At 68.1% G+C, this 19,747-nt stretch carries 14 protein-coding genes; 13 read left to right on the plus strand and 1 reads right to left on the minus strand.

All coding sequences use genetic code 11. The features are described from left to right. Window positions 1-89: 89 nt before the first annotated feature. From LL964_RS09990 to LL964_RS10045, 12 genes are all read left to right on the plus strand, one after another. Window positions 90-1,028 carry a proline racemase family protein gene (locus tag LL964_RS09990; protein WP_104587487.1) on the plus strand — a complete coding sequence of 313 codons (939 nt, stop codon included), beginning with the start codon at window positions 90-92 and terminating at the stop codon, window positions 1,026-1,028. Continuing rightward, window positions 1,028-2,305 (plus strand): NAD(P)/FAD-dependent oxidoreductase, encoded by a 1,278-nt coding sequence (locus LL964_RS09995; RefSeq protein ID WP_104587486.1) that lies wholly within the window; start codon window positions 1,028-1,030, stop codon window positions 2,303-2,305. The genes LL964_RS09990 and LL964_RS09995 overlap by 1 nt, the downstream gene beginning before the upstream one ends. Further along, window positions 2,302-2,550 carry a 2Fe-2S iron-sulfur cluster-binding protein gene (locus tag LL964_RS10000; RefSeq protein WP_104587485.1) on the plus strand — a complete coding sequence of 83 codons (249 nt, stop codon included), beginning with the start codon at window positions 2,302-2,304 and terminating at the stop codon, window positions 2,548-2,550. Before LL964_RS09995 ends, LL964_RS10000 begins: the two co-directional genes overlap by 4 nt. Continuing rightward, window positions 2,543-3,856, plus strand: coding sequence for an NAD(P)/FAD-dependent oxidoreductase (locus LL964_RS10005; protein ID WP_208621445.1), 1,314 nt, complete (start codon window positions 2,543-2,545; stop codon window positions 3,854-3,856). The genes LL964_RS10000 and LL964_RS10005 overlap by 8 nt, the downstream gene beginning before the upstream one ends. Beyond that, window positions 3,853-4,761: a dihydrodipicolinate synthase family protein gene (locus tag LL964_RS10010; RefSeq protein ID WP_104587483.1), complete on the plus strand. Its 909-nt coding sequence runs from the start codon at window positions 3,853-3,855 to the stop codon at window positions 4,759-4,761. The genes LL964_RS10005 and LL964_RS10010 overlap by 4 nt, the downstream gene beginning before the upstream one ends. Window positions 4,762-4,953: 192 nt before the next feature. After that, entirely contained in the window at window positions 4,954-6,549 is a 1,596-nt protein-coding gene (locus tag LL964_RS10015) for an aldehyde dehydrogenase family protein (protein ID WP_104587482.1), read from the plus strand. Continuing rightward, the gene (locus LL964_RS10020; RefSeq protein ID WP_104587481.1) at window positions 6,546-7,745 is read left to right on the plus strand and encodes a M24 family metallopeptidase; all 1,200 of its coding nucleotides are present in this window, start codon (window positions 6,546-6,548) and stop codon (window positions 7,743-7,745) included. Before LL964_RS10015 ends, LL964_RS10020 begins: the two co-directional genes overlap by 4 nt. A 115-nt stretch (window positions 7,746-7,860) precedes the next feature. After that, window positions 7,861-9,678, plus strand: a complete 1,818-nt coding sequence (locus LL964_RS10025) for a DUF885 domain-containing protein (RefSeq protein WP_146092370.1) — start codon at window positions 7,861-7,863, stop codon at window positions 9,676-9,678. A gap of 35 nt (window positions 9,679-9,713) precedes the next feature. Continuing rightward, window positions 9,714-11,531 carry a DUF885 domain-containing protein gene (locus LL964_RS10030; protein ID WP_104587637.1) on the plus strand — a complete coding sequence of 606 codons (1,818 nt, stop codon included), beginning with the start codon at window positions 9,714-9,716 and terminating at the stop codon, window positions 11,529-11,531. Window positions 11,532-11,712: 181 nt separating this feature from the next. Then, window positions 11,713-13,299 carry an APC family permease gene (locus tag LL964_RS10035; RefSeq protein WP_104587480.1) on the plus strand — a complete coding sequence of 529 codons (1,587 nt, stop codon included), beginning with the start codon at window positions 11,713-11,715 and terminating at the stop codon, window positions 13,297-13,299. A gap of 178 nt (window positions 13,300-13,477) precedes the next feature. Next, window positions 13,478-15,004, plus strand: a complete 1,527-nt coding sequence (locus tag LL964_RS10040) for a DUF5597 domain-containing protein (RefSeq protein ID WP_228329435.1) — start codon at window positions 13,478-13,480, stop codon at window positions 15,002-15,004. 89 nt (window positions 15,005-15,093) lie between these two features. Then, window positions 15,094-15,390, plus strand: a complete 297-nt coding sequence (locus LL964_RS10045) for a hypothetical protein (protein WP_104587479.1) — start codon at window positions 15,094-15,096, stop codon at window positions 15,388-15,390. Between the two features lie 552 nt (window positions 15,391-15,942). Here the strand turns inward: LL964_RS10045 and LL964_RS10050 are convergent. Continuing rightward, window positions 15,943-17,109: a DUF5694 domain-containing protein gene (locus LL964_RS10050; protein WP_228329430.1), complete on the minus strand. Its 1,167-nt coding sequence runs from the start codon at window positions 17,107-17,109 to the stop codon at window positions 15,943-15,945. 279 nt (window positions 17,110-17,388) lie between these two features. Here LL964_RS10050 and LL964_RS10055 point away from each other — a divergent pair, with 279 nt between their 5' ends. Continuing rightward, window positions 17,389-19,746 carry a glucosidase family protein gene (locus LL964_RS10055; protein WP_104587477.1) on the plus strand — a complete coding sequence of 786 codons (2,358 nt, stop codon included), beginning with the start codon at window positions 17,389-17,391 and terminating at the stop codon, window positions 19,744-19,746. Window position 19,747: the final 1 nt, after the last annotated feature.

Below are 19,747 nucleotides of genomic sequence, written 5' to 3' on the forward strand. Positions count from 1 at the left end.
CGGAACGCGACGGACATTATGCGGATTTCCGCATTTTCACTTCGCATTGCACGCTAGTCGCTCGCGGGTCGGCAGTGGGAGCATGGGGCATGCACATACTCGACGTCATCGACTCGCATACCGCAGGCGAACCCACCCGGGTGGTGCTCGCCGGTTTTCCCGATCTGGGCACTGGCGACCTGGCGCAGCGCCGCGAACGCTTCGCCCGCGGGTTCGATCGCTGGCGCAGCGCCATCGCCTGCGAGCCGCGCGGTTCGGACACCATGGTCGGCGCGCTGTTGCTGCCCCCAAGCGACCCGGGCGCCTGCGCCGGGGTGATCTTCTTCAATAACGTGGGCTATCTGGGAATGTGTGGCCACGGCACCATCGGCGTGGTGCGTACCCTGGCCGAGCTGGGGCGCATCGCGCCCGGCCAGCACCGCATCGAAACCCCGGTCGGCACCGTGGGGGTGGAGCTGGCCGCCGATGGCACGGTGTGGGTGGACAACGTCGAGAGTTACCGTCTGGCCGCTGGCGTGGAGGTGGAGGTGCCGGGGTACGGGCGGGTGCGTGGCGATGTGGCCTGGGGCGGCAACTGGTTCTTCATCACCGAACAGGCGCCGTGCGTGCTGGACCTGGCGCATCAGCGCGAGCTGACCGCTTACACCGAAGCGGTCCGGCTGGCCTTGCAGGCAGCCGGCATCACCGGCGAGGCGGGGGGCGAGATCGACCATATCGAGGTCAATGGGCTCGCTCCGGACGGCTCCGGCGTGGCGCGCAATTTCGTGCTGTGCCCGGGGCTGGCCTACGACCGCTCACCCTGCGGCACCGGCACCAGCGCCAAGCTGGCCTGCCTGGCCGCCGACGGCAAGCTGGACGAAGGCGAGCGCTGGGTGCAGCAGGGCATTCTGGGCAGCGCCTTCGAAGGCAGCTACCGCCTGAGCGGGCGCGGCATTGCGCCGCGCATTAGCGGACGGGCGTACATCACCGCGCGCTCGCAGCTGGTCATCGACCCGGCCGATCCGTTCGCCTGGGGCATCGTGGCCTGATGGAGGCCGTGCGGCCCACGCCGGTGGTTGCGTCGGCCACGCCGTCGGCAGTTGCGGTGTCTGCGGCGATGTCCGGGGCGTCCGTGGGGCAGCCTGCGTCGACCTCCGCGCCGGCAGTAGGCGTCGCTCCCACATCCTCATCCGCTTCCTCGGCCGCTTCCACGCGACGCAGCTATGACCTGATCGTGATCGGCGCCGGCATCGTCGGTGCCGCCTGCGCCGAGGCCGCCGCGAGCGAGGGCTTGCGGGTGGCGATCGTCGAGCCGGGGCCGATCGGGGGCGGCTCCACGGCAGCGGCGATGGGGCATCTGGTGGCGATGGACGACGATCCGGCCGAGCTGGCGTTGTCGGCGTATTCGCTGCGGCTGTGGGAGCGCTTCGCGCACCTCGAGGACGCCGAGTTCAGCCGTTGCGGCACGCTGTGGGTGGCGCGCGATGCACGCGAACTGGCGGCGGTGCCGGCCAAGATCGCCCGGCTGGCGGACGCCGGACTGCAGGCGCAGGCCGTCGATACGCAGCAGCTGTACGCTTTGGAGCCGCAGTTGGCACCCGGCCTGGCCGGCGGCATGCGGGTACCGGACGAAGCCGTGGTGTATCCGCCGCGGGTGGCGCGGCATCTGGTGAGCCTGGCCTGTAGCGCGGGCGCGCGGTTGTTCGCCGGCCGCCGCGTGGCGCAGTTGCAGGAACACGCGGTGCGTCTGGACGATGGGCAGGTGCTCGCCGGGCCGGTGTTGGTGGCCAGTGGCGTGGCGCTGCCGCAGCTGTTGCCCGAGCTGCCCCTGCGCCCGCGCAAGGGCCATCTGGTCATCACCGATCGCCATCCCGGCCTGATCCGGCATCAATTGCTGGAACTGGGCTATGCCGATTCGGCGCATGGGGCCGACGCCACCAGCGTGGCCTTCAATGTGCAGCCGCGGCCGACCGGGCAGATCCTGATCGGTTCCTCGCGGCAGTTCGGCGACCCCGATCGTGCGCTGTCGATGCCGGTGCTGCAGCGGATGCTGCAGCGGGCCTTCGCCTACCTGCCGGTGCTGCGCGAACTGCAGGCGATCCGCGTGTGGACCGGTCTGCGTCCAGCCACGCCCGACGGGCGGCCGTATCTTGGGGCGGTGCCCGGCCGGCGCGATGTGTGGGTGGCGGCGGGACACGAGGGACTGGGCGTCACCACGGCGCTGGGGAGCGCACGGGTGATCGTGGACAGCCTGCTCGGGCGCACGCCGGTCATCGACCCGACGCCTTACGCGCCGGTGCGGGCGCTGCAGGGGCAGCTGGCATGAGCGCGACCACGGTGCGCCTGCAGGTGGATGCGCAGCCGGTGGAGGTGCCGGCTGGCGCCAGCGTGGCGGCCGCGGTGGCGCAGGCCACGCTGCAGTTTCGTCGGTCCAGCGGCGGGCAACCGCGCGCACCGCTCTGCGGCATGGGCGTGTGTTTCGAATGCCGGGTGCGGATCGACGGGATCGGCCAGCAGCGCGCCTGCTTGGTGGAGGCGCGTGATGGCATGCAGGTGCGCACCGATGGCTGATCCGGTCCAGCGCTTCGACGTGTTGGTGATCGGTGCCGGTCCGGCCGGACTGGCCGCAGCGCGAGCGGCTGCCGGCCATGGCGCGCGCGTGGGCGTGGTGGACATGCAGCCGCGCGCGGGCGGCCAGGTGTGGCGCCGCGATGTGCGCTACGGCGCACCGCATGCGGCGCGCGCGTTGTTGCGGCAGGTGTGCGACAACGCCGCGATCACGCTGCTGACGCAGACCCAGATCGTGCTGGCGCAGCCGGGCTGGCTGCTGGCCGACGGCCCGCAGGGCGCGCTGCAATTGCATTACGCCGCGCTGGTGCTGGCGACCGGCGCCCGCGAGCTGCTGCTGCCGTTTCCGGGATGGACCTTGCCCGGCGTCACCGGCGCGGGCGCGGCGCAGGCCTTGGCCAAACAGGGCTGGCCGCTGGCCGGCAAGCGGGTGCTGGTGGCCGGGAGCGGCCCCTTGCTGCTGGCCAGCGCGGCCACCTTGCAGCGGCATGGCGCGCAGGTGCTCGGCATTCACGAACAGAGCTCGGCCGCCGCGTTGCGCCGGTTCGCGCTGCAGTTGTGGCGCTGGCCGGGCAAGGCGGCGCAGGCGGCCGCCTTGCGCCTGCAGCTGCGCGCGGTGGCGTACCGCGCCGGCAGCATCGTCGTTGCCGCACATGGCGACACGCACCTGCGCGAAGTGGAACTCGACGGGCCTGCCGGCCGTACGCGCATCGCCTGCGATCAATTGTCGGTGGGCTATGGCCTGGTGCCCAACGTCGAGCTTGCGCAATTGCTGGGCTGCCAATTGCAGGCGTGCGGCGCGCACCAGCAGGTGCAGGTGGATGCACTGCTGCGCACCAGCGTCGTGCAGGTATTCGCCGCTGGCGAAGCCTGCGGGATCGGTGGACGCGACTGCGCGTTGGTCGAGGGCGCCATGGCCGGGCATATGGCGGCCGATGCGCCGGAGCATGCGCTACGCCTGCAGGCACGTCGACACACGGCGCGCGCCTTCGCTGCGTTGTTGCAGCAGCAGTTCGCCCTGGACCGGCGCATCCATGCGCTGGCGCAGGCCGATACGCTGGTCTGCCGTTGCGAAGACGTGCCGCTGGGCGCGCTGGACAACTTCAACGATGCGCGCGACGCCAAGCTGGCTTCGCGTTGCGGCATGGGCGCCTGCCAGGGCCGCATCTGCGGCACTGCACTGACCGAATTGGGCCGCTGCCTGCCTGCGCTTTCCACCGATGCCGGCCGCCGGCCGCCGTTGTTCCCGGTCCGCCTCGCGGCGCTGGCCGACTCCTTCACTTCCGACTCGCAAGGGAATCTTCCATGAGCATTGCTGCGTTCTGGCACGGCGTATTGCCGGCCATCACCACCCCGTTCACCGCCGATGGCGCGATCGACCACGACTTCCTGGGCAAGCACGCCAACCAGCTGGTGGATGCCGGCTGCACCGCGATCGTGCCGCTGGGCTCGTTGGGCGAGGCGGCCACCTTGAGCGTGGACGACAAGCTGGCCATCCTGCGCACGCTGGTGGCGGCATTGAACGGCCGCGTGCCGGTGGTGCCGGGCATCGCCAGCCTGGCCACCGGCGAGGCGGTGGCGCTGGCCAAGGCGGCCAAGGAGATCGGCTGCGGCGGCTTGATGGTGCTGCCGCCGTACGTGTACTCCACCGACTGGCGTGAGATGGGCGCGCATGTGCGTGCGGTGATCGGCGCAACCGACCTGCCGGTGATCCTGTACAACAATCCGGTGGCCTACAAGACCGACTTCGGCCCGGCGCAGATCGCCGAGCTGGCCGGCGAATTCCCGAACCTGCAGGCAGTGAAGGAATCCTCCGGCGACGTGCGCCGCTTCGCCGCACTGCAGGAATTGCTGGGCGATCGTCTGGCGCTGCTGGTGGGCATGGACGATGCCATCGTCGAAGGCCTGAGCATGGGTGCCAAGGGCTGGATCGCCGGCCTGGTCAATGCGTATCCGGAGGAATCGGTGCGCCTGTTCGAACTGGCCCGCGATGGCGGTTACCCCGCCGCCAGGGAGCTGTACAACTGGTTCCTGCCGTTGCTGCGCCTGGATACCGTGCCCACCTTCGTGCAGTTGATCAAGCTGGTGCAGGCGAAAGTGGGCATGGGCAGCGAACATGTGCGCGCGCCCCGGTTGGTGGTGGCCGGTGCCGAACGCGAGGCGGCGTTGAAGGTGATCGACCACGCCATCGCGCATGCGCCCAGGCTGGCGTGAGCGCGCAGCCAACACGACGCTGCGCGATGCCACGCGCTGTCGGCAGGTGGCGTCGGGGCGCCGCTGCCTGCACGGTGGCCGCATGGTGATCGCCATGGAGGTCGTCCGCACGAGGTCCTCCATATCGCCTCCCTGGTGGGTCGCCGCGGCACATCGCGCAGCGGCCCATTCCACGCAATCGAAGGTGCTGCAATGAACGACACGCTGCAACCCATTCTGCTCGCCGGCCAATGGCGGCCCAGCCATGCGGCGACAGGCAGCTTTCGCGCCGCCGATCCCACCACCGGCGAGCCGATCGGCCCGTTGTTTCCGATCAGCGATGCCGACGACATCGAGACCGCGCTGCGCGCCGCACAGGCGGTGGCAAGCGAACTGGCGGGCGCACCCGCCGCGCGCATCGCGGCCTTTCTCGACGGCTATGCCGACGCGCTGGATGCCGATGCCGATGCCCTGGTCGCGCTGGCGCATGCCGAGACTGCACTGCCGGCCCCCACGCGGCTGCGTGGCAACGAGTTGCCGCGCACCAGCGGGCAGTTGCGTCAGGCCGCACAGGCGGTGCGCAGCTACAGCTGGACCCAACCCATCATCGACACCGCTGCCGATCTGCGTTCGCATCTGGCACCGCTGGGCAAGCCGGTGCTGGTGTTTGGCCCGAACAATTTCCCATTCGCCTTCAATGCGATTGCCGGCAGCGATTTCGCTTCGGCCATTGCCGCGCGCAATCCGGTGATCGCCAAGGCGCATCCGCTGCATCCGGCCACCAGCCAGCGCATGGCGCAGCTTGCGCACACCGCCTTGCTTGCGGCGGGCCTGCCGGCTGCGGCGGTGCAACTGCTGTATCACTTCGACAACGCCACCGGTCTGCGGCTGGCCGGCGATGCGCGGCTGGGGGCGATCGGATTCACCGGTAGCCGCGCCGGCGGGCTGGCATTGAAGGCCGCTGCCGATGCGGCCGGCGTGCCGTGCTATGCCGAGCTGTCCAGCGTCAATCCGGTCTTCCTGTTGCCGGGGGCGCTGGCCGAGCGCGGCGATGCGCTGGCGCAGGAGTTCTTCGCCTCGTGCACACTGGGCAGCGGGCAGTTCTGCACCAATCCTGGGGTGGTGGTGGTGCCGCACGGCGCGGCAGGCGATGCCTTTGTCGCAGCCACCAAGGCGCATTTCGACGCGGCGGTGCCGATGGTGCTGTTCTCCGCCGCGGGGGTCGAAGGCGTGCAGCACGGCGTGGCCGGTCTGCGTGCGGCCGGTGCAGCGCTGCTGGCCGGCGGACATACCGGCGAAGACGGCTTTCGCTACGCGCCGACCTTGCTCAGCGTGGATGCGCAGGCGTTCCTTGCCGATCCGCAGGCGCTGCAGAGCGAGGCGTTCGGCCCGGTGAGTCTGTTGGTGCGTGCACAGGACAGCGCGCAGATGGCGCAGGTGGCGGCTGCGTTCGAAGGCAACCTCACCGGCACGCTGTACCGCGCCGCCGATGGCAGTGACGATGCGGCCTGGCAGGCGATCGCACCGGTGCTGCGCGCGCGGGTGGGGCGGCTGATCAACAGCAAGATGCCGACCGGCGTGGCAGTGAGCGCGGCACAGAATCATGGCGGCCCATTCCCGAGTACGGGGCACCCGGGCTTCACCGCCGTCGGCATGCCGGGCGCGATCCGCCGCTTCGCCGCCCTGCACAGCTACGACGCGGTACCGGATGCGCTGCTGCCGGTGGAACTGCGCCAGCGCAATCCTGGCGGCGTGGCACGCCTGGTGGACGGGCAGTGGAGCACCGCGGATGTGGGAGTGGGCGCATGAGTCGCCAGATTGGCGGGCTGTCGCTGCAGCAGGCGCGCGCGCAGCTGGCCCCGTGGACGCAGCGCGCCGCGCCGATCGCGGCTGCCGAATACGCGCAGCGCATCGAGCGCGCACGCGGACTGATGCGTGCGCATGGCGTGGATGCGCTGTTGATCGGCGCCGGCACTTCCTTGCGCTATTTCACTGGCGTGGCCTGGGGCGCAAGCGAGCGCCTGGTGGCGATGCTGCTGACGCTGGATGCCGACCCGGCGCTGATCTGCCCGGCCTTCGAGGAAGGCTCGCTGGACGCGGTACTGCAGATTCCGGTGAGCAAGCGGCTGTGGGAGGAACACGAAGACCCGTATGCCTTGGTTGTGCAGGTCATGGATGAGCGCCGTACGCGTGCGCTGGCATTGGATCCGGGTGTCGCCTTTGCCGTGCATACCGGCCTGCGCGCGCACCTGGGCACCGCCATCCGCGATGCGGGCGCCATCGTCGACGGCTGCCGCATGTGCAAGTCGCCGGCCGAGTTGGCGCTGATGCAGCAGGCCTGCGACATGACCCTGCTGGTGCAGCGCCTGGCTGCCGGCATCGCGCACGAAGGCATCGGCACCGATCAACTGGTGCGCTTCATCGATGAGGCCCATCGCGCGCTGGGCGCGGACAACGGCTCGACCTTCTGCATCGTGCAGTTCGGCCACGCCACTGCGTTTCCGCACGGCATTCCCGGTGTGCAGCAGCTGCGCGAAGGGGAACTCGTGCTGATCGACACCGGCTGCACCGTGCAGGGTTACCACTCCGACATCACCCGCACCTGGAGTTACGGCACGCCCAGCGATGCGCAGCGGCGCATCTGGGACCTGGAACAGGCCGCGCAGGCGGCGGCGTTCGCGGCGATCCGCCCTGGCGTGGCGTGCGAGGCGGTGGACCAGGCGGCGCGCGCGGTGCTGGAGGCGGCGGGGCTGGGCCCGGACTACCGGCTGCCCGGGCTGCCACACCGCACCGGCCATGGCTGCGGCCTGGCGATCCACGAAGCGCCGTATCTGGTGCGCGGCAACCCGTTGCCGCTGCAGCCGGGCATGTGCGCCAGCAACGAACCGATGATCGTGGTACCGGGCCAGTTCGGGGTGCGCCTGGAAGATCATTTCCATGTCACCGATGCCGGCGCGCAGTGGTTCACGCCGCCGTCGCCGGCGATCGACCAACCGTTTGCATGAGCCTGCACCGGCTCGCGCACGCGTAGAAGCGCACCCGGGCGCGATGGGTGCCCGACCAATGCCATGCGCGCTCGGGCGCGCTCCTACAGCCGCCATTGCATCTTGGAGCAACTGCATGAATCACCTGCGTCCTGTCGCCGTCGGCCTGCTTGCCGCCGCATTGTTCACCGCCTGCAAGCCGGCGCCACCCGTTGCTGAGAAGACCGCAGCCGCGGTCGCCGCGTCCAGCGACGAACAGGCCGCCAAGGCGTTCGATGCGCTGCTGGACAAACAGTGGCAATACCAGCTGCAGCACTACCCCGAGTTCGCCAGCATCATCGGCGACAAGCGCTATAACGATCGCTGGAGCGACTATTCGCTGGAGGCCGTGCAAGCCGAACGCGCCGCCACTGCCGATTTGCTCAAGCAATTCGAGGCGGTGGACGCCAAGGCGCTGGACGAACAGCGCCAGCTCAGCCTGCAGATGATGCTGGGCCAGTTGCGCGACACGCTCGAGGGCATCGACCTCAAGACCTATGCGATGCCGCTGGAGCCGGTTGGCGGCATCCAGCTGGCACTGGCCGGCTACGGCGATGCGTTCCCATTCGAGAACGCCAAGGATTATCAGGACTACATCACGCGGCTGCAGGCCATTCCGGGCGTGATCGACCAGGTCATCGCAGTCTCGCGCCAAGGGGCCAAGGACGGGCTGGTGCAGCCGCGCTACCTGCTGGAGCGCCTGCCCGAACAGATCGACAAGATCGCCGCGCTGACCGGCGCGCAGAGCCCGTTCGCCTCGCCATTGAAGAAACTCGATGCGGCGGTGCCTGCCGACCAGCGCGATGCACTGCGCAAGCAATTGCTGGCGGCGATCGACCAGCAGGTCCGCCCGGCCTACGCCAAGCTGGCCGCCTTCGTGCGCGACGAATACGCCGCGCAGGGCCGCAGCTCCGAAGGCCTGTGGTCGCTGCCCGACGGCGAGCGCCGCTACCGCTATGCCATCCACACCCAGACCACCACCGACATGGCGCCGGAGCAAATCCACCAGATCGGCCTGCAGGAGGTTGCGCGCATCGAAGGCGAGATGGCGGTGATCGCCAAGGCGCAGGGGTTTGCCGACCTGGCCAGCTTCCGCAAGGCGGTGGAAACCGACAAACGCCACTTCGCCACCTCCGGCGAGCAGATCCTGCAGCAATACCGCCAGTACATCGCCGCGATGGAACCGGAGCTGCCCAAGTTGTTCGGACACCTGCCCAAGACCCCGCTGGAGGTGCAGGCGATGCCGGCGTTCCGGCGTACCGCGCCCGGTGCCGAATACTGGCAAAGCAATCCGCAAGGCACCAAGCCGGCAATCGTGAAGGTCAACACCAGCGACTTCGCCAGCCGCACCCTGATCAATATCGAAACCACCGCCTACCACGAAGGCGTGCCCGGCCATCACCTGCAGATCTCGCTCGCGCAGACGCTGCCGTTGCCGCCGTTCCGCCAGCAAGCCGGCTACAACGCCTACATCGAAGGCTGGGCGCTGTACTCCGAGCGGCTCGGCAAGGAGATCGGCTTCTTCAAGGACCCGTACAACGACTACGGCCGGCTATCCGGCGAGCTGCTGCGCGCCAATCGCCTGGTGCTGGACACCGGGGTGCATTACAAGCGCTGGACGCGCCAGCAGATGGTGGACTTCTTCCACGCGCATCCATCCGACGACGAACCCAGCATCCAGTCCGAAACCGATCGCTACATCGTCTGGCCGGGCCAGGCGCTGGGCTACAAGCTCGGCCAGCTGCAGATCCTGGCGCTGCGCACCGAAGCCGAACAGGCGCTCGGCGAGCGCTTCGATATCCGCGCCTTCCACGACGCGGTGCTGGGCGGCGGCGCGATGCCATTGGCGCTGCTGCAGCAGCGGGTGCGGCAGTGGATCGCGCAGGCCAGGACGAGCGCGGGAGCGGCCAAGTGAGCAGCGCCTGGCGGTGTGGCGCGCTTGGCCTGCTGATGGCCGCCAGCCTTTGCGGCGCGCCCGTGCAGGCGCATGCAGACACGCCCGTGCCAACTGCGCAGGGCACGGCTGCGTCCCGCTTCAAGGCCTTGTACACACGCGAATGGCAGTGGCGGCAGGCACAGCTGTCCGGTGCGGTGGACGAAGACAACCAGGCCACCCAGCAGCAGTCCGACCATCTGCCCAGGGTCGATGTGGCGAGCCAGAACCAGCGCACTGCGTACTGGCAACAGGCATTGGAAGAGCTGGATGCCATCCCGCAGGCGCAGTTGTCGGCCGAGCAGAGTGTGAATTACCAGGTGTATCGGCAGCAGCTGCAGGTATTGCTGGACCAGCAGCGCTACCGCGCCTGGGAAATGCCCTTCAATAGCGACTCCGCGTTCTGGAGCGACCTTGGCTTCAGTGCAAAAGCCACGCTGCGCACGCGTGAGGACTATCAGCGCTATCTGACGATGCTGGCCGATATCCCGCGCTACTTCGACGAGCACACTGCCAACATGCGCGCGGGGCTGGCACGGGGATTCAGCCAGCCGAAGGTCACGCTGCGCGGGCGCGATCAATCCATCGCCGATGTGGTGCAGGCCAGGGGGCAGGCCAACCCGTTCTACGCCCCGTTCAAGCAACTGCCGGCCACGCTGCCGGCGCCGTTGCAGGCGCAGTTGCGCCAGCAGGCGGTGCAGACCATCGACACACAGGTGATACCGGCTTACGCCCGCTTGCTGCACTTCATCCGTAGCGAGTATCAGCCGCGTGCGCGCACCACGCTGGCCGGCGAGGCCTTGCCCGATGGCAAGGCCTATTACCGCGCGCAGATCCGCGAGTTCACCACGCTGGACCTGAGCCCCGAGCAGATCCACCGGATCGGCTTGCAGGAGGTCGCCAAGCTGCGCACGCAGATGGACGCCACCATCGTGGACAGCGGCTTCAAGCCGCCGGCCGGGCAGGCGGTGTTCCCGGCGTTTCTGCAGTTCCTGCGCACCGACCCGCAGTTCTATGCCAAGACGCCGGAGGAACTGCTCAAGCAGGCGGCGTGGATCGCCAAGCGCGTGGATGCCAAGGTAGGCGATTACATCGGCCGCCTGCCGCGTCGCCGCTTCGCCATCGAACCGGTACCGCCGGCGTTGGCGCCGTTCTATACCGGTGGCCGCGGCGGGCCTGGCATCTATCTGGTCAACACCTACAACCTGCCGTCACGGCCGCTGTACAACCTGACCGCGCTGACCCTGCACGAATCCTCGCCCGGGCATGCGCTGCAGATGCCGCTGGCGGCCGAAGCGCAGGATCTGCCGGCGTTTCGCCGTCATGGCTATATCTCCGCCTATGGCGAAGGCTGGGCCTTGTATTCGGAGTACCTGGGCCAGGAGATGGGCCTGTACGACACGCCCTATGATCGCTTCGGCTATCTCACCTACCAGATGTGGCGCGCCTGCCGCCTGGTGATCGACACCGGCATTCACCACGCCGGCTGGACGCGCGAACAGGCGCAGGCCTACCTGCGCGACAACACCGCGCTGAGCGAGCATGAAGTCACCACCGAGGTGGATCGGTACATCGCCTGGCCGGGGCAGGCACTGTCGTATTACCTGGGCGAGCTGAAGATCCTCGAATTGCGGCGCAAGGCCGAGGTGGCACTGGGCGAGAAGTTCGATCTGCGCCACTTCCACGATGCGGTGCTGCAGACCGGCTCGGTGCCGCTGCCGGTGCTGGAAGCGCGCATCGATCGCTTCATCGCCGACGGCGGCGCATCGCCGTATCCGGACGATGCCGCGGCGGCATCCTCCGATGCAGGAGCAGGGAGCGCTGCGGATGAGTGAGTGCCGCCCTGCGCGCGGCCACGCAAGCGCATCGGCTTCGCTTTCGCAAGCACGCCATCGCTGGCGCCAGGCCATCGGCGCTCGAGGGAGTACACCGTAACCCACCGGCAGCCACATCGCCTTGTGCAGCACCACGCCAGCTTCCGTAACACGCGCGCTTTCCATTCTTTCGGGGCCAGTCATGACCACACAGGGTGCGACCACGCAAGGCAAGTTCCATAAGCGGCTGAGCCTGACCGACCTGACCTTCATCGGCCTGGGCTCGATCTTCGGTTCGGGGTGGCTGTTCTCGGCCAGCCACGTGTCCTCGATCGCCGGGCCGGCCGGCATCGTCTCGTGGATCCTCGGCGGCATCGCGGTGTTGTTGCTGGGGCTGGTCTATTGCGAACTGGGCGCGGCGTTGCCGCGTGCCGGTGGGGTGGTGCGCTACCCGGAGTATTCGCACGGCCCCTTGCTCGGTTCGCTGACCGGCTTCATCACCTTGATCGCATTTTCCAGTCTGATTGCGATCGAAGTGGAGGCCGCGCGGCAATATGCGGCGGCGTGGTTTCCGTGGCTGAGCCAGCCCGGCAGCACCCATCCCAGCCTCTGGGGCTGGCTGGTGCAGCTGGCCTTGCTGGTGCTGTTCTTCCTGCTCAACTACTTCAGCGTCAAGACCTTCGCGCTGGCCAACAACATCGTCAGCATTTTCAAGTTCCTGGTGCCGATTCTGGTGATCGTGCTGCTGATGCAGCACTTCGATGAGGGCAACCTGAGCATGCACGGGTTTGCGCCATCGGGCATGGCCGGGGTCGAGGCAGCGATCTCTGCCGGCGGTATCATCTTTGCCTACCTGGGACTGACGCCGATCGTGTCGGTGGCCAGCGAGGTGCGCGATCCGCAACGCAATATTCCCATCGCGCTGATCCTCTCGGTGGCGTTGTCCACCGTGATCTACGTACTGCTGCAGCTGGCGTTCCTGGGCAGCATTCCGGCCGCGCAGCTGGCGCAGGGCTGGAGCGGCATCGACAAGGCATTCGCGCTGCCTTACCACGACATCGCGCTGGCCCTGGGCATGGCCTGGCTGGCCGCGCTGGTGATCTGCGATGCGATCGTCTCCCCCAGCGGCACCGGCAATATCTACATGAATGCCACCCCGCGCGTGGTGTATGGCTGGGCGCGCAGCGGCGGCTTTTTTCCTGCGCTGACACGGGTGGACCCGGTCTCGGGCATTCCGCGGCCGGCATTGTGGTTGAGCCTGGGCCTGTCGATCTTCTGGACGCTGCCGTTCCCGTCGTGGGAAACGCTGATCGGGGTGGTATCGGCAGCGCTGGTGCTGAGCTATGCGGTGGCACCGGTGACGGTCGCGGCGCTGCGCCGCAGTGCGCCGGACCTGCCGCGGCCGTTCCTGGTGCGCGGCCTGAGCGTGCTGGGGCCGTTGGCGTTCATCGTGGCCGCGTTGATCGTGTACTGGTCCACGTGGCGGACCGTGTCGTGGCTGCTCGGGCTGCAGGTCGCCGCGTTCGCGTTGTACGTGCTGTACCGCCTGCCGTCGCGTGAGGGGCGTACGCGCCTGCTGCGGCAGGTGCGTGCATCGCTGTGGTTGATCGTGTTCTTCGTCCTGGTAATGGCGGTGTCCTGGGCCGGCACCTTCGGTGGGCATGGCTGGATCACGCATCCGTTCGATACCTTGAGCGTGGCGGTGATCGCGTTGTTCATCTACCACTGGGGCGCGCGCAGCGGCCTGCGTAGCGACGAACTGGCATTGGAAGAAGACGATGGCGAATGAGGCATGGCCCGACGCGCTACGCATCCGGAAACTGCGCGCCATGCGGCCATGCCTGCCGGTGTCGGTGATGCACCGGCCCGGTCTGCATGCAGCGCTGCAACGTCTTCAGGCAGTGCCTGCGGCGTGTCTGCTGGCGCTGCTGGCCGTTCTGTTCTCGCCAGCGGTCGGCGCGGAAACGATGCCGCGCTTCGTCACCCAGAACGGTCGCCATGCGGTCTTCGTCGACGGGGCGCCGTACACTATCCTGGCCGCACAGCTGCATAACTCCAGCGCCTGGCCGGCGGTGTTGCCCAAGGCGCTGGACGAGGTGGTCGCCCTGCATGCCAATACCGTGGAAGCGCCGGTGTACTGGGAGCAATTCGAGCCGGTGCAGGGCCGCTTCGACACCACCAATGTGGACGCGTTGATTGCCGGCGCCCGCAAACGTGGCCTGCGGGTGGCCTTGCTGTGGTTCGGCAGCTGGAAGAACGGCCAGATGCACTACGTGCCCGAATGGATCAAGCGCGACGAGGCAACGTATCGGCGCATGCGCGACGCCAACGGGGAGCCGGTGGATGTGTTGTCGCCGCACGTGGCGGCCAACGTGCAAGCCGATGCGCGTGCGTTCACCGCACTGATGGAGCACCTGCGCAAGGTGGACGGTGACCGTCACACCGTGATCCTGGTGCAGGTGGAAAACGAGCCTGGCGCGATCGGCACCGTGCGCGACCACGGACCGGCCGGCGAGGCGGCGTTCGCACAACCGGTGCCTGCGGCAATCGCACAGGCGCTGGGCAAACCGCAGGGTAGCTGGCAGCAACTGTTCGGCGCAGAGGCCGCGGAAGCCTTCAACGCGCACGCAACCGCCGCGTACATCGAACAGGTGGCCGCCGCCGGCAAGCGCGCGTATCCGCTGCCGCTCTACGTCAACACCTGGTTGCGCTACAAGGGCAAGCGGTATCCAGGCCTGGACTATCCCTCCGGTGGCGCCACGGTGAACGTGTTCGCGCTGTGGCGCGCGGCCACGCCGTCGATCGATTTCATCGGCACCGACATCTACACCAGCGATTACAACGAATACACCAAGGTCATTGGCCAGTACGCGCGGCCGGACAACCCGGCCTGGGTATCGGAAACCGGCTTCGAGGCGGCCACCGCGCCGTACCTGTTCCATGTGCTGGGGCAGGGCGGGGTGGGCTTCTCGGTGTTCGGCATGGATGGCAACCCGGACAGCCAGGCCAACCGCGACGCGATCGCTGCACACGCCGCCAACTTCAAGCTGCTGGCGCCGCTGCAGCGCGTGATCGCCCAGGCCGCCTTCGACGGCCGGCTGCAGGCGGTGGCCGAACAGCCCGGCGCGCCGCAACGCACGCTGCGCTTCGGCGACTGGCAGGCCAAGGTGTCGTTCGGTGCGCCGATGTGGGGCGATGCCCCGGCCATCCTGCCGGGCAACGACGACCGTGCCGGGCGGCTGCTGGTGGCGCAACTGGGGCCGGAGGAATTCCTGGTCACCGGGATGGCCGCGCGCGTTGAATTTTTCCGCGACGCGGCCGATACCTGTCATGGACAACTGTTGCGGGTGGAGCAGGGGCGGTATGTGGACGGACGCTGGCAGGTCGAAAGACAGCTCAACGGCGACCAGACCGACTATGGCCTCAACTTCGGCCGCGGCGGCCCCGCCAGCTCCGAACCCGCGGTGCTGCGGGTGCGGGTCGGAACCTATTGACGACTGCAGACGTTGCGGCGCGTGCCTCCGTGTGTTTGCCTGCATCACCTCGAATCCCGCATCACACTCACATTCTTAGCGGAGCCACCATGAGCATCAGCGCCATCGCCAGTTCCGGAATGCAGGCCGCCGCACTGCGTCAGCAGGTGGCTGCCGGCAATGTGGCCCGGCAGCCGGTGGAGGGCAGCCCGCGGCAGGCCGTCGCAGCCAGCACGCAGGCCAATGGTGGCGTGGCGGCCAGCGTGGTGGAGGCGCCCTCCGATCCCGCCGCACCGGTCACCGATCTGGTCGACGGGCTGTCGGCACGCAACGCTTTTCAAGCCAACGCCACTGCGCTACGTCGCTCCGACGAAATGCTGGGTAGCTTGTTGGACGTGTTGAGCTGAGAGCCTGGATTGGACGAAAGCCGGTTGTCGATCTGGTGCTTGGGGTACATGGCCGGCGCGCTAGCCCCACCTGCTGACACGACAGGCAGATGCACGTTGTGCGTGTCTGAGTCGGCGGATTGATGACCGTTGCTCATGCCGGTATCGATAACCGCGGTTGTCTTGTCTGCGGGTGGTAGGACCGTGCGGGCAGCCCGCAAGCGTAGAGCGGCTGATCTGTTACCCGGCTCCCCGGCCCTTGCCCGCCTACCATCGCGGGACACGCAGTGAATCCGTCCATGGAGGCTCTTACGCGGCATCCATGCCGCGTAAGGTCCCGCGACGCTAGGCGGGCAATGACCAGTCGAGATGGTCGCTGTGCATGTTTTCAACAAAGCAGCCGACTCACTCTCTGGTGCGGTGTCCTCGCCGATCGCGGGACCGTGTGGCGGCATGGATGCCGCCACCGAGCCCCCAGGGATGGATTCACGGCGTGTCCCGCGAGCGGCAAGGGCACCGCGCCCTCGGCCAATCAATCTTTTGCATTAGAGCGTCAAGCCGAAGTCGTTGTACTCACTTTCCGTCATTACCCAACACCTGCGCCGCATCCACGATATCCACGCCCTGCAATTGGCCCAGCCAATTGTCGAACCATGGTTTGTGGCTGGCGCCGACCACGGCCAGCACCCGTGCGCCGGGCTGCTCGGCAAAGCAGGCGCGGACATTGGAGACCATGCGCAGATTGCGGATCTCCCAGCCGGACACGTAGCGATACCCGTAGCGCTGCGGTGAGGCTTCGCCCAGGGCGGCGGCAAAGTCCACCGCTATCGCGAGTTGCTGGCTGGCCGGCAGGTTGATCGCTCGGTACAGCTCCAGCAGCTTTCCTGCACGCGCCAGCGCATCTTCACGGGTACGCATTGCCGCTGCACGGGGTGCGGCCTTGTCCCAGGCCGCCTGGATCGCCTTGCCGTACTCCGCTGGGTCGCCCACGTCCACGTTGTCGCCGGTGTGGTCATCGACCGGATGCACGCGTTGCAGCCCCAGCCGCGCCGCCAGTTGCGCGGCGATCTGGTAGCTCTCGTTGGGGCGCTTCTGCGCATCGCGCAATCGTGCTGCCAGCGCCGCGTTCAAGCCGTCGCCGGGGCGCCGCTCGGCCTGCGCAAGCTGCAGCCACTGCACCAGCGCCGAAGCCGGATCGCCCGAGGCCAGGAACAGCGACGCCAATCGGCGGCGTTGCGCTGGCGTAGGTGCACTGGGCCATGTCTTCAGCGTCTGCTGTACCTGGCCGATCGCGGCTGGTACGTCCAGTCCCGTGGCCGCCGCCGCCTCGGCGGTTTCCGGGCAGTAGGTGGTTACATCCTCGGGAAGGTAGGTGGCCGGATGGCGCCGCATCAGATCGCAGGTCTCGCCGGACAGGTTCTCGATGGTGATGATGGTCGGCCGATAGGCGGCCAATCGCTCCAGCAGCGGCTGCAAGCGCGACGCATCGACGTCACTGCCCTTGGGCAGCTGCGACAGATGCACGCTGCCCAGCACCAGCACCTGGGTGCGTGGGGCGGCCATCCCGGCATCCAGTTGCGACAGGTCCACTTGCGCCTGTGCGATGCAGGGCACGATCAGGGCCAGCCACAGCCAGCAATGCGCCGGAGGTTTCGACCACTTGGCGGACGCGCCGCCGACATCGAAAAACCGCGCTGCGGCGCGGGCAGTGTGTGCGATGCGCGGTAAGGACGACTGCATGACGTTCCTTGTGGGTGGGCTTGGGTTGCGTGGCGGTCTGGCGACGAGGTCGCCTGCGTCTGTGCAGCCAGTGTGGCTGCCACTGCAGGTACCGGCGTGGCCAGGAAGTCATGTGGCTAAATGGCAGGGGGCGGCAACTGGGCGCTGCGCCGTTGCTGCGATGGCAGCGCAGCAACAGCTGCTTGTGTGCGGATTTCCGCATACGGGCCAGACACGTGCCACAAGACGCGAGCCGCGCCCTCGCGCACGATGTGGATGAGATCAACCGAGGGCGCGACGATGGACCGCAGAAGCTTTTTGCGTCAGAGCATGGCGGCGACCGCCGCAGTGGGCGTAGGTGCCGCGCGCGCGATGCCAGGCACGCCGCACGCCCCGGCGACGTTGCCGCCACCGGTGCTGCCGCGTCTTGAGGCGCTGCCGTCGGCCGCGCATGTCGGCAGCACGCTTTGCCGCTTTCGACATCTGCAGCAGGACTGGACCGTCTACGAGCACCTCGACAGCCCGCAGGGCCAGCTGACGCTTTGGACCGACAGCGGCATGCTGCGCCTGGACAAGCGCACCGAGCCGGCGTATCCGGCCGAAAGCAAGCCGTACTTCGGTCTGCCGCTGGCGCAGGTGGCCATGGCCGAGGCAGATCTGCTCGCCGACCGCCTGCTGCGCGACGGCGACCCGGACGAGGCGCAGGTGCGCGATGTGGCGCCGCCGCCGGCGTCCTTGCTCGATCCCAAGGACAACGGCGGCCGTTGGCCATGGACCACCTTCGTCGGTACGCGCGAAGCGCTGGACACCATGCCGATCCTGCCCAACGGCCGCAGCCGCACGGCACGCCCGGAGCAGGCCTTCGCCGAGCTCGGCGAAGAGGCGTTGATCAAACGGCGCGAGGAAGGCCTGCTGGGTGGCTGGATGCCTGCAGTGCGCAAGGTGATGCGCCGCGAAGGCGAGGCCGATAGCTGGTACGACGTGCTGGTGTTCGCCGATGTGCGTGCCAGCGATCGCTTCGTGGTGCAGACCTGGCATCGCACGATGCAGGTGCGCGGCGGCGAGATCGCCGGCGTGCATTACACCCACAGCTATCCCGCGTTCGCACCGTCGCGCAAGCCGGCCACCGCCGAGCAGTTCTACGCGGCGTTGATCGATTTTGCCGCGTACTGGCAGCACGCCATGGACGGCACGGTGCAGGCGCAGCTGCCCGATGCCAGCTGGAACGACATGGCGCAATTCGCCTTCGCGCGCGAGCTGGTGGTACGCCCCGGTGGCGATTATCCGAAGTACGGTGCGGTGGAGCGCGACTACTACGGCAACGAGTACGACGGCTTCCAGGACACCTTTACCAGCTCGTTCTACGCCAACCTGGAATGGGGCCGCTTCCCGCAGGCCGCCGCGGTACTGGACAACTACTTCGACGATTTCGTGCAGGACGATGGCCTGCCGAACATGCGCGGGCCGGAGGTCGGGCAGTTCGGGCTCACCCTGTCGCTGCTGGCGCGCTATCTGCGCTACACCGGTGATGCCGCGCGCCTGCGCCGGTTGCTGCCCAAGATCTCCGCTACCGCAGCGGTTCTGTGCGATCTGCACGACCAGGCGTTGGCCTTGCCGCGCACTGCGCACGGCCACGGGCTGCTGCATGGCTGGAACGAGTCCGACGCCTGCCTGTTCGCCGATCCCTCGCTGTGGTGGAAGCCGTATTACGCCAATAGCGCGATGACCATCCGTGGCTGGGAAGACATCGCGCAGGTGTGGACCACGCTGGGCGGCGATGCTGCAACGGCCGCGCAGTGGCAGCGCCGCGCGACGCAACTGCGCGCGCGGCTCGAAGCCAGCCTGCGCGCGAACGTGCGCCACGAGCTGTCGCCACCATACGTAGGTCCGTTGCCGGGCACCACGTTGACCTTCCGCCAATCGTTGCTGCAGGAAAAACCCAGCGAACAGCAATGGCCGCATCGCGCCTACGCCGAACTGCTGCAGGCCGACGTGCTGCCCGACGATCTGGCCCATCTGGTCATCGACTGCCTGCGCGGCCATGGCGGCACCAGCATCGGCGTGGTGGCCAATATCGCGCCGCCGGAGCCGGGCAGCCGCGACCTGCTTGGCTTCATTTCTTATGGATATGCGCAGCAATTGCTGCGGCTGGACCGCATCGAAGAGTATCTATTGTTCGTCTACGCGCACCGTTATCAGGTACACACACGCGGCAGCTGGACGGCGGGCGAGGTCAGCGGTATCACCGGCGGCATGCCGCTGTTCTGCATGCCTGCCCAGATGACCATTCCGCTGCTGCTGCGCTGGATGCTGGTCAGCGAAGACAGTGCGGGCGAGCAGCTGTTCCTTGCGCGCGCGGTGCCACGTGCGTGGCTGGAAAGTGGCGCAACCGTCGGCATCACCGCCGCGCCCACCCGATGGGGCAAGCTCACCTTGCGCCTGCGCACCGATGTCCACGCGCGTTGTATCGAAGGCGAGGTGGAACTGCCGGAACGCAGGCCGAAACGCATCTGGCTGAGCCTGCGTGTGCCGGCGGGCATGCGGCTGCAGCGGGTGCTGGTCGACGGCAAGCCGGTGCGGCCGCAGGGCCGGCATGCCGACCGGGTGGCGTTGCCGGGCACAGCGGCATTGGTCGCGGTGCAGGCATGGTACGCATGAT

Source organism: Xanthomonas melonis (genome assembly GCF_020783655.1).
Classification (GTDB): domain Bacteria; phylum Pseudomonadota; class Gammaproteobacteria; order Xanthomonadales; family Xanthomonadaceae; genus Xanthomonas; species Xanthomonas melonis.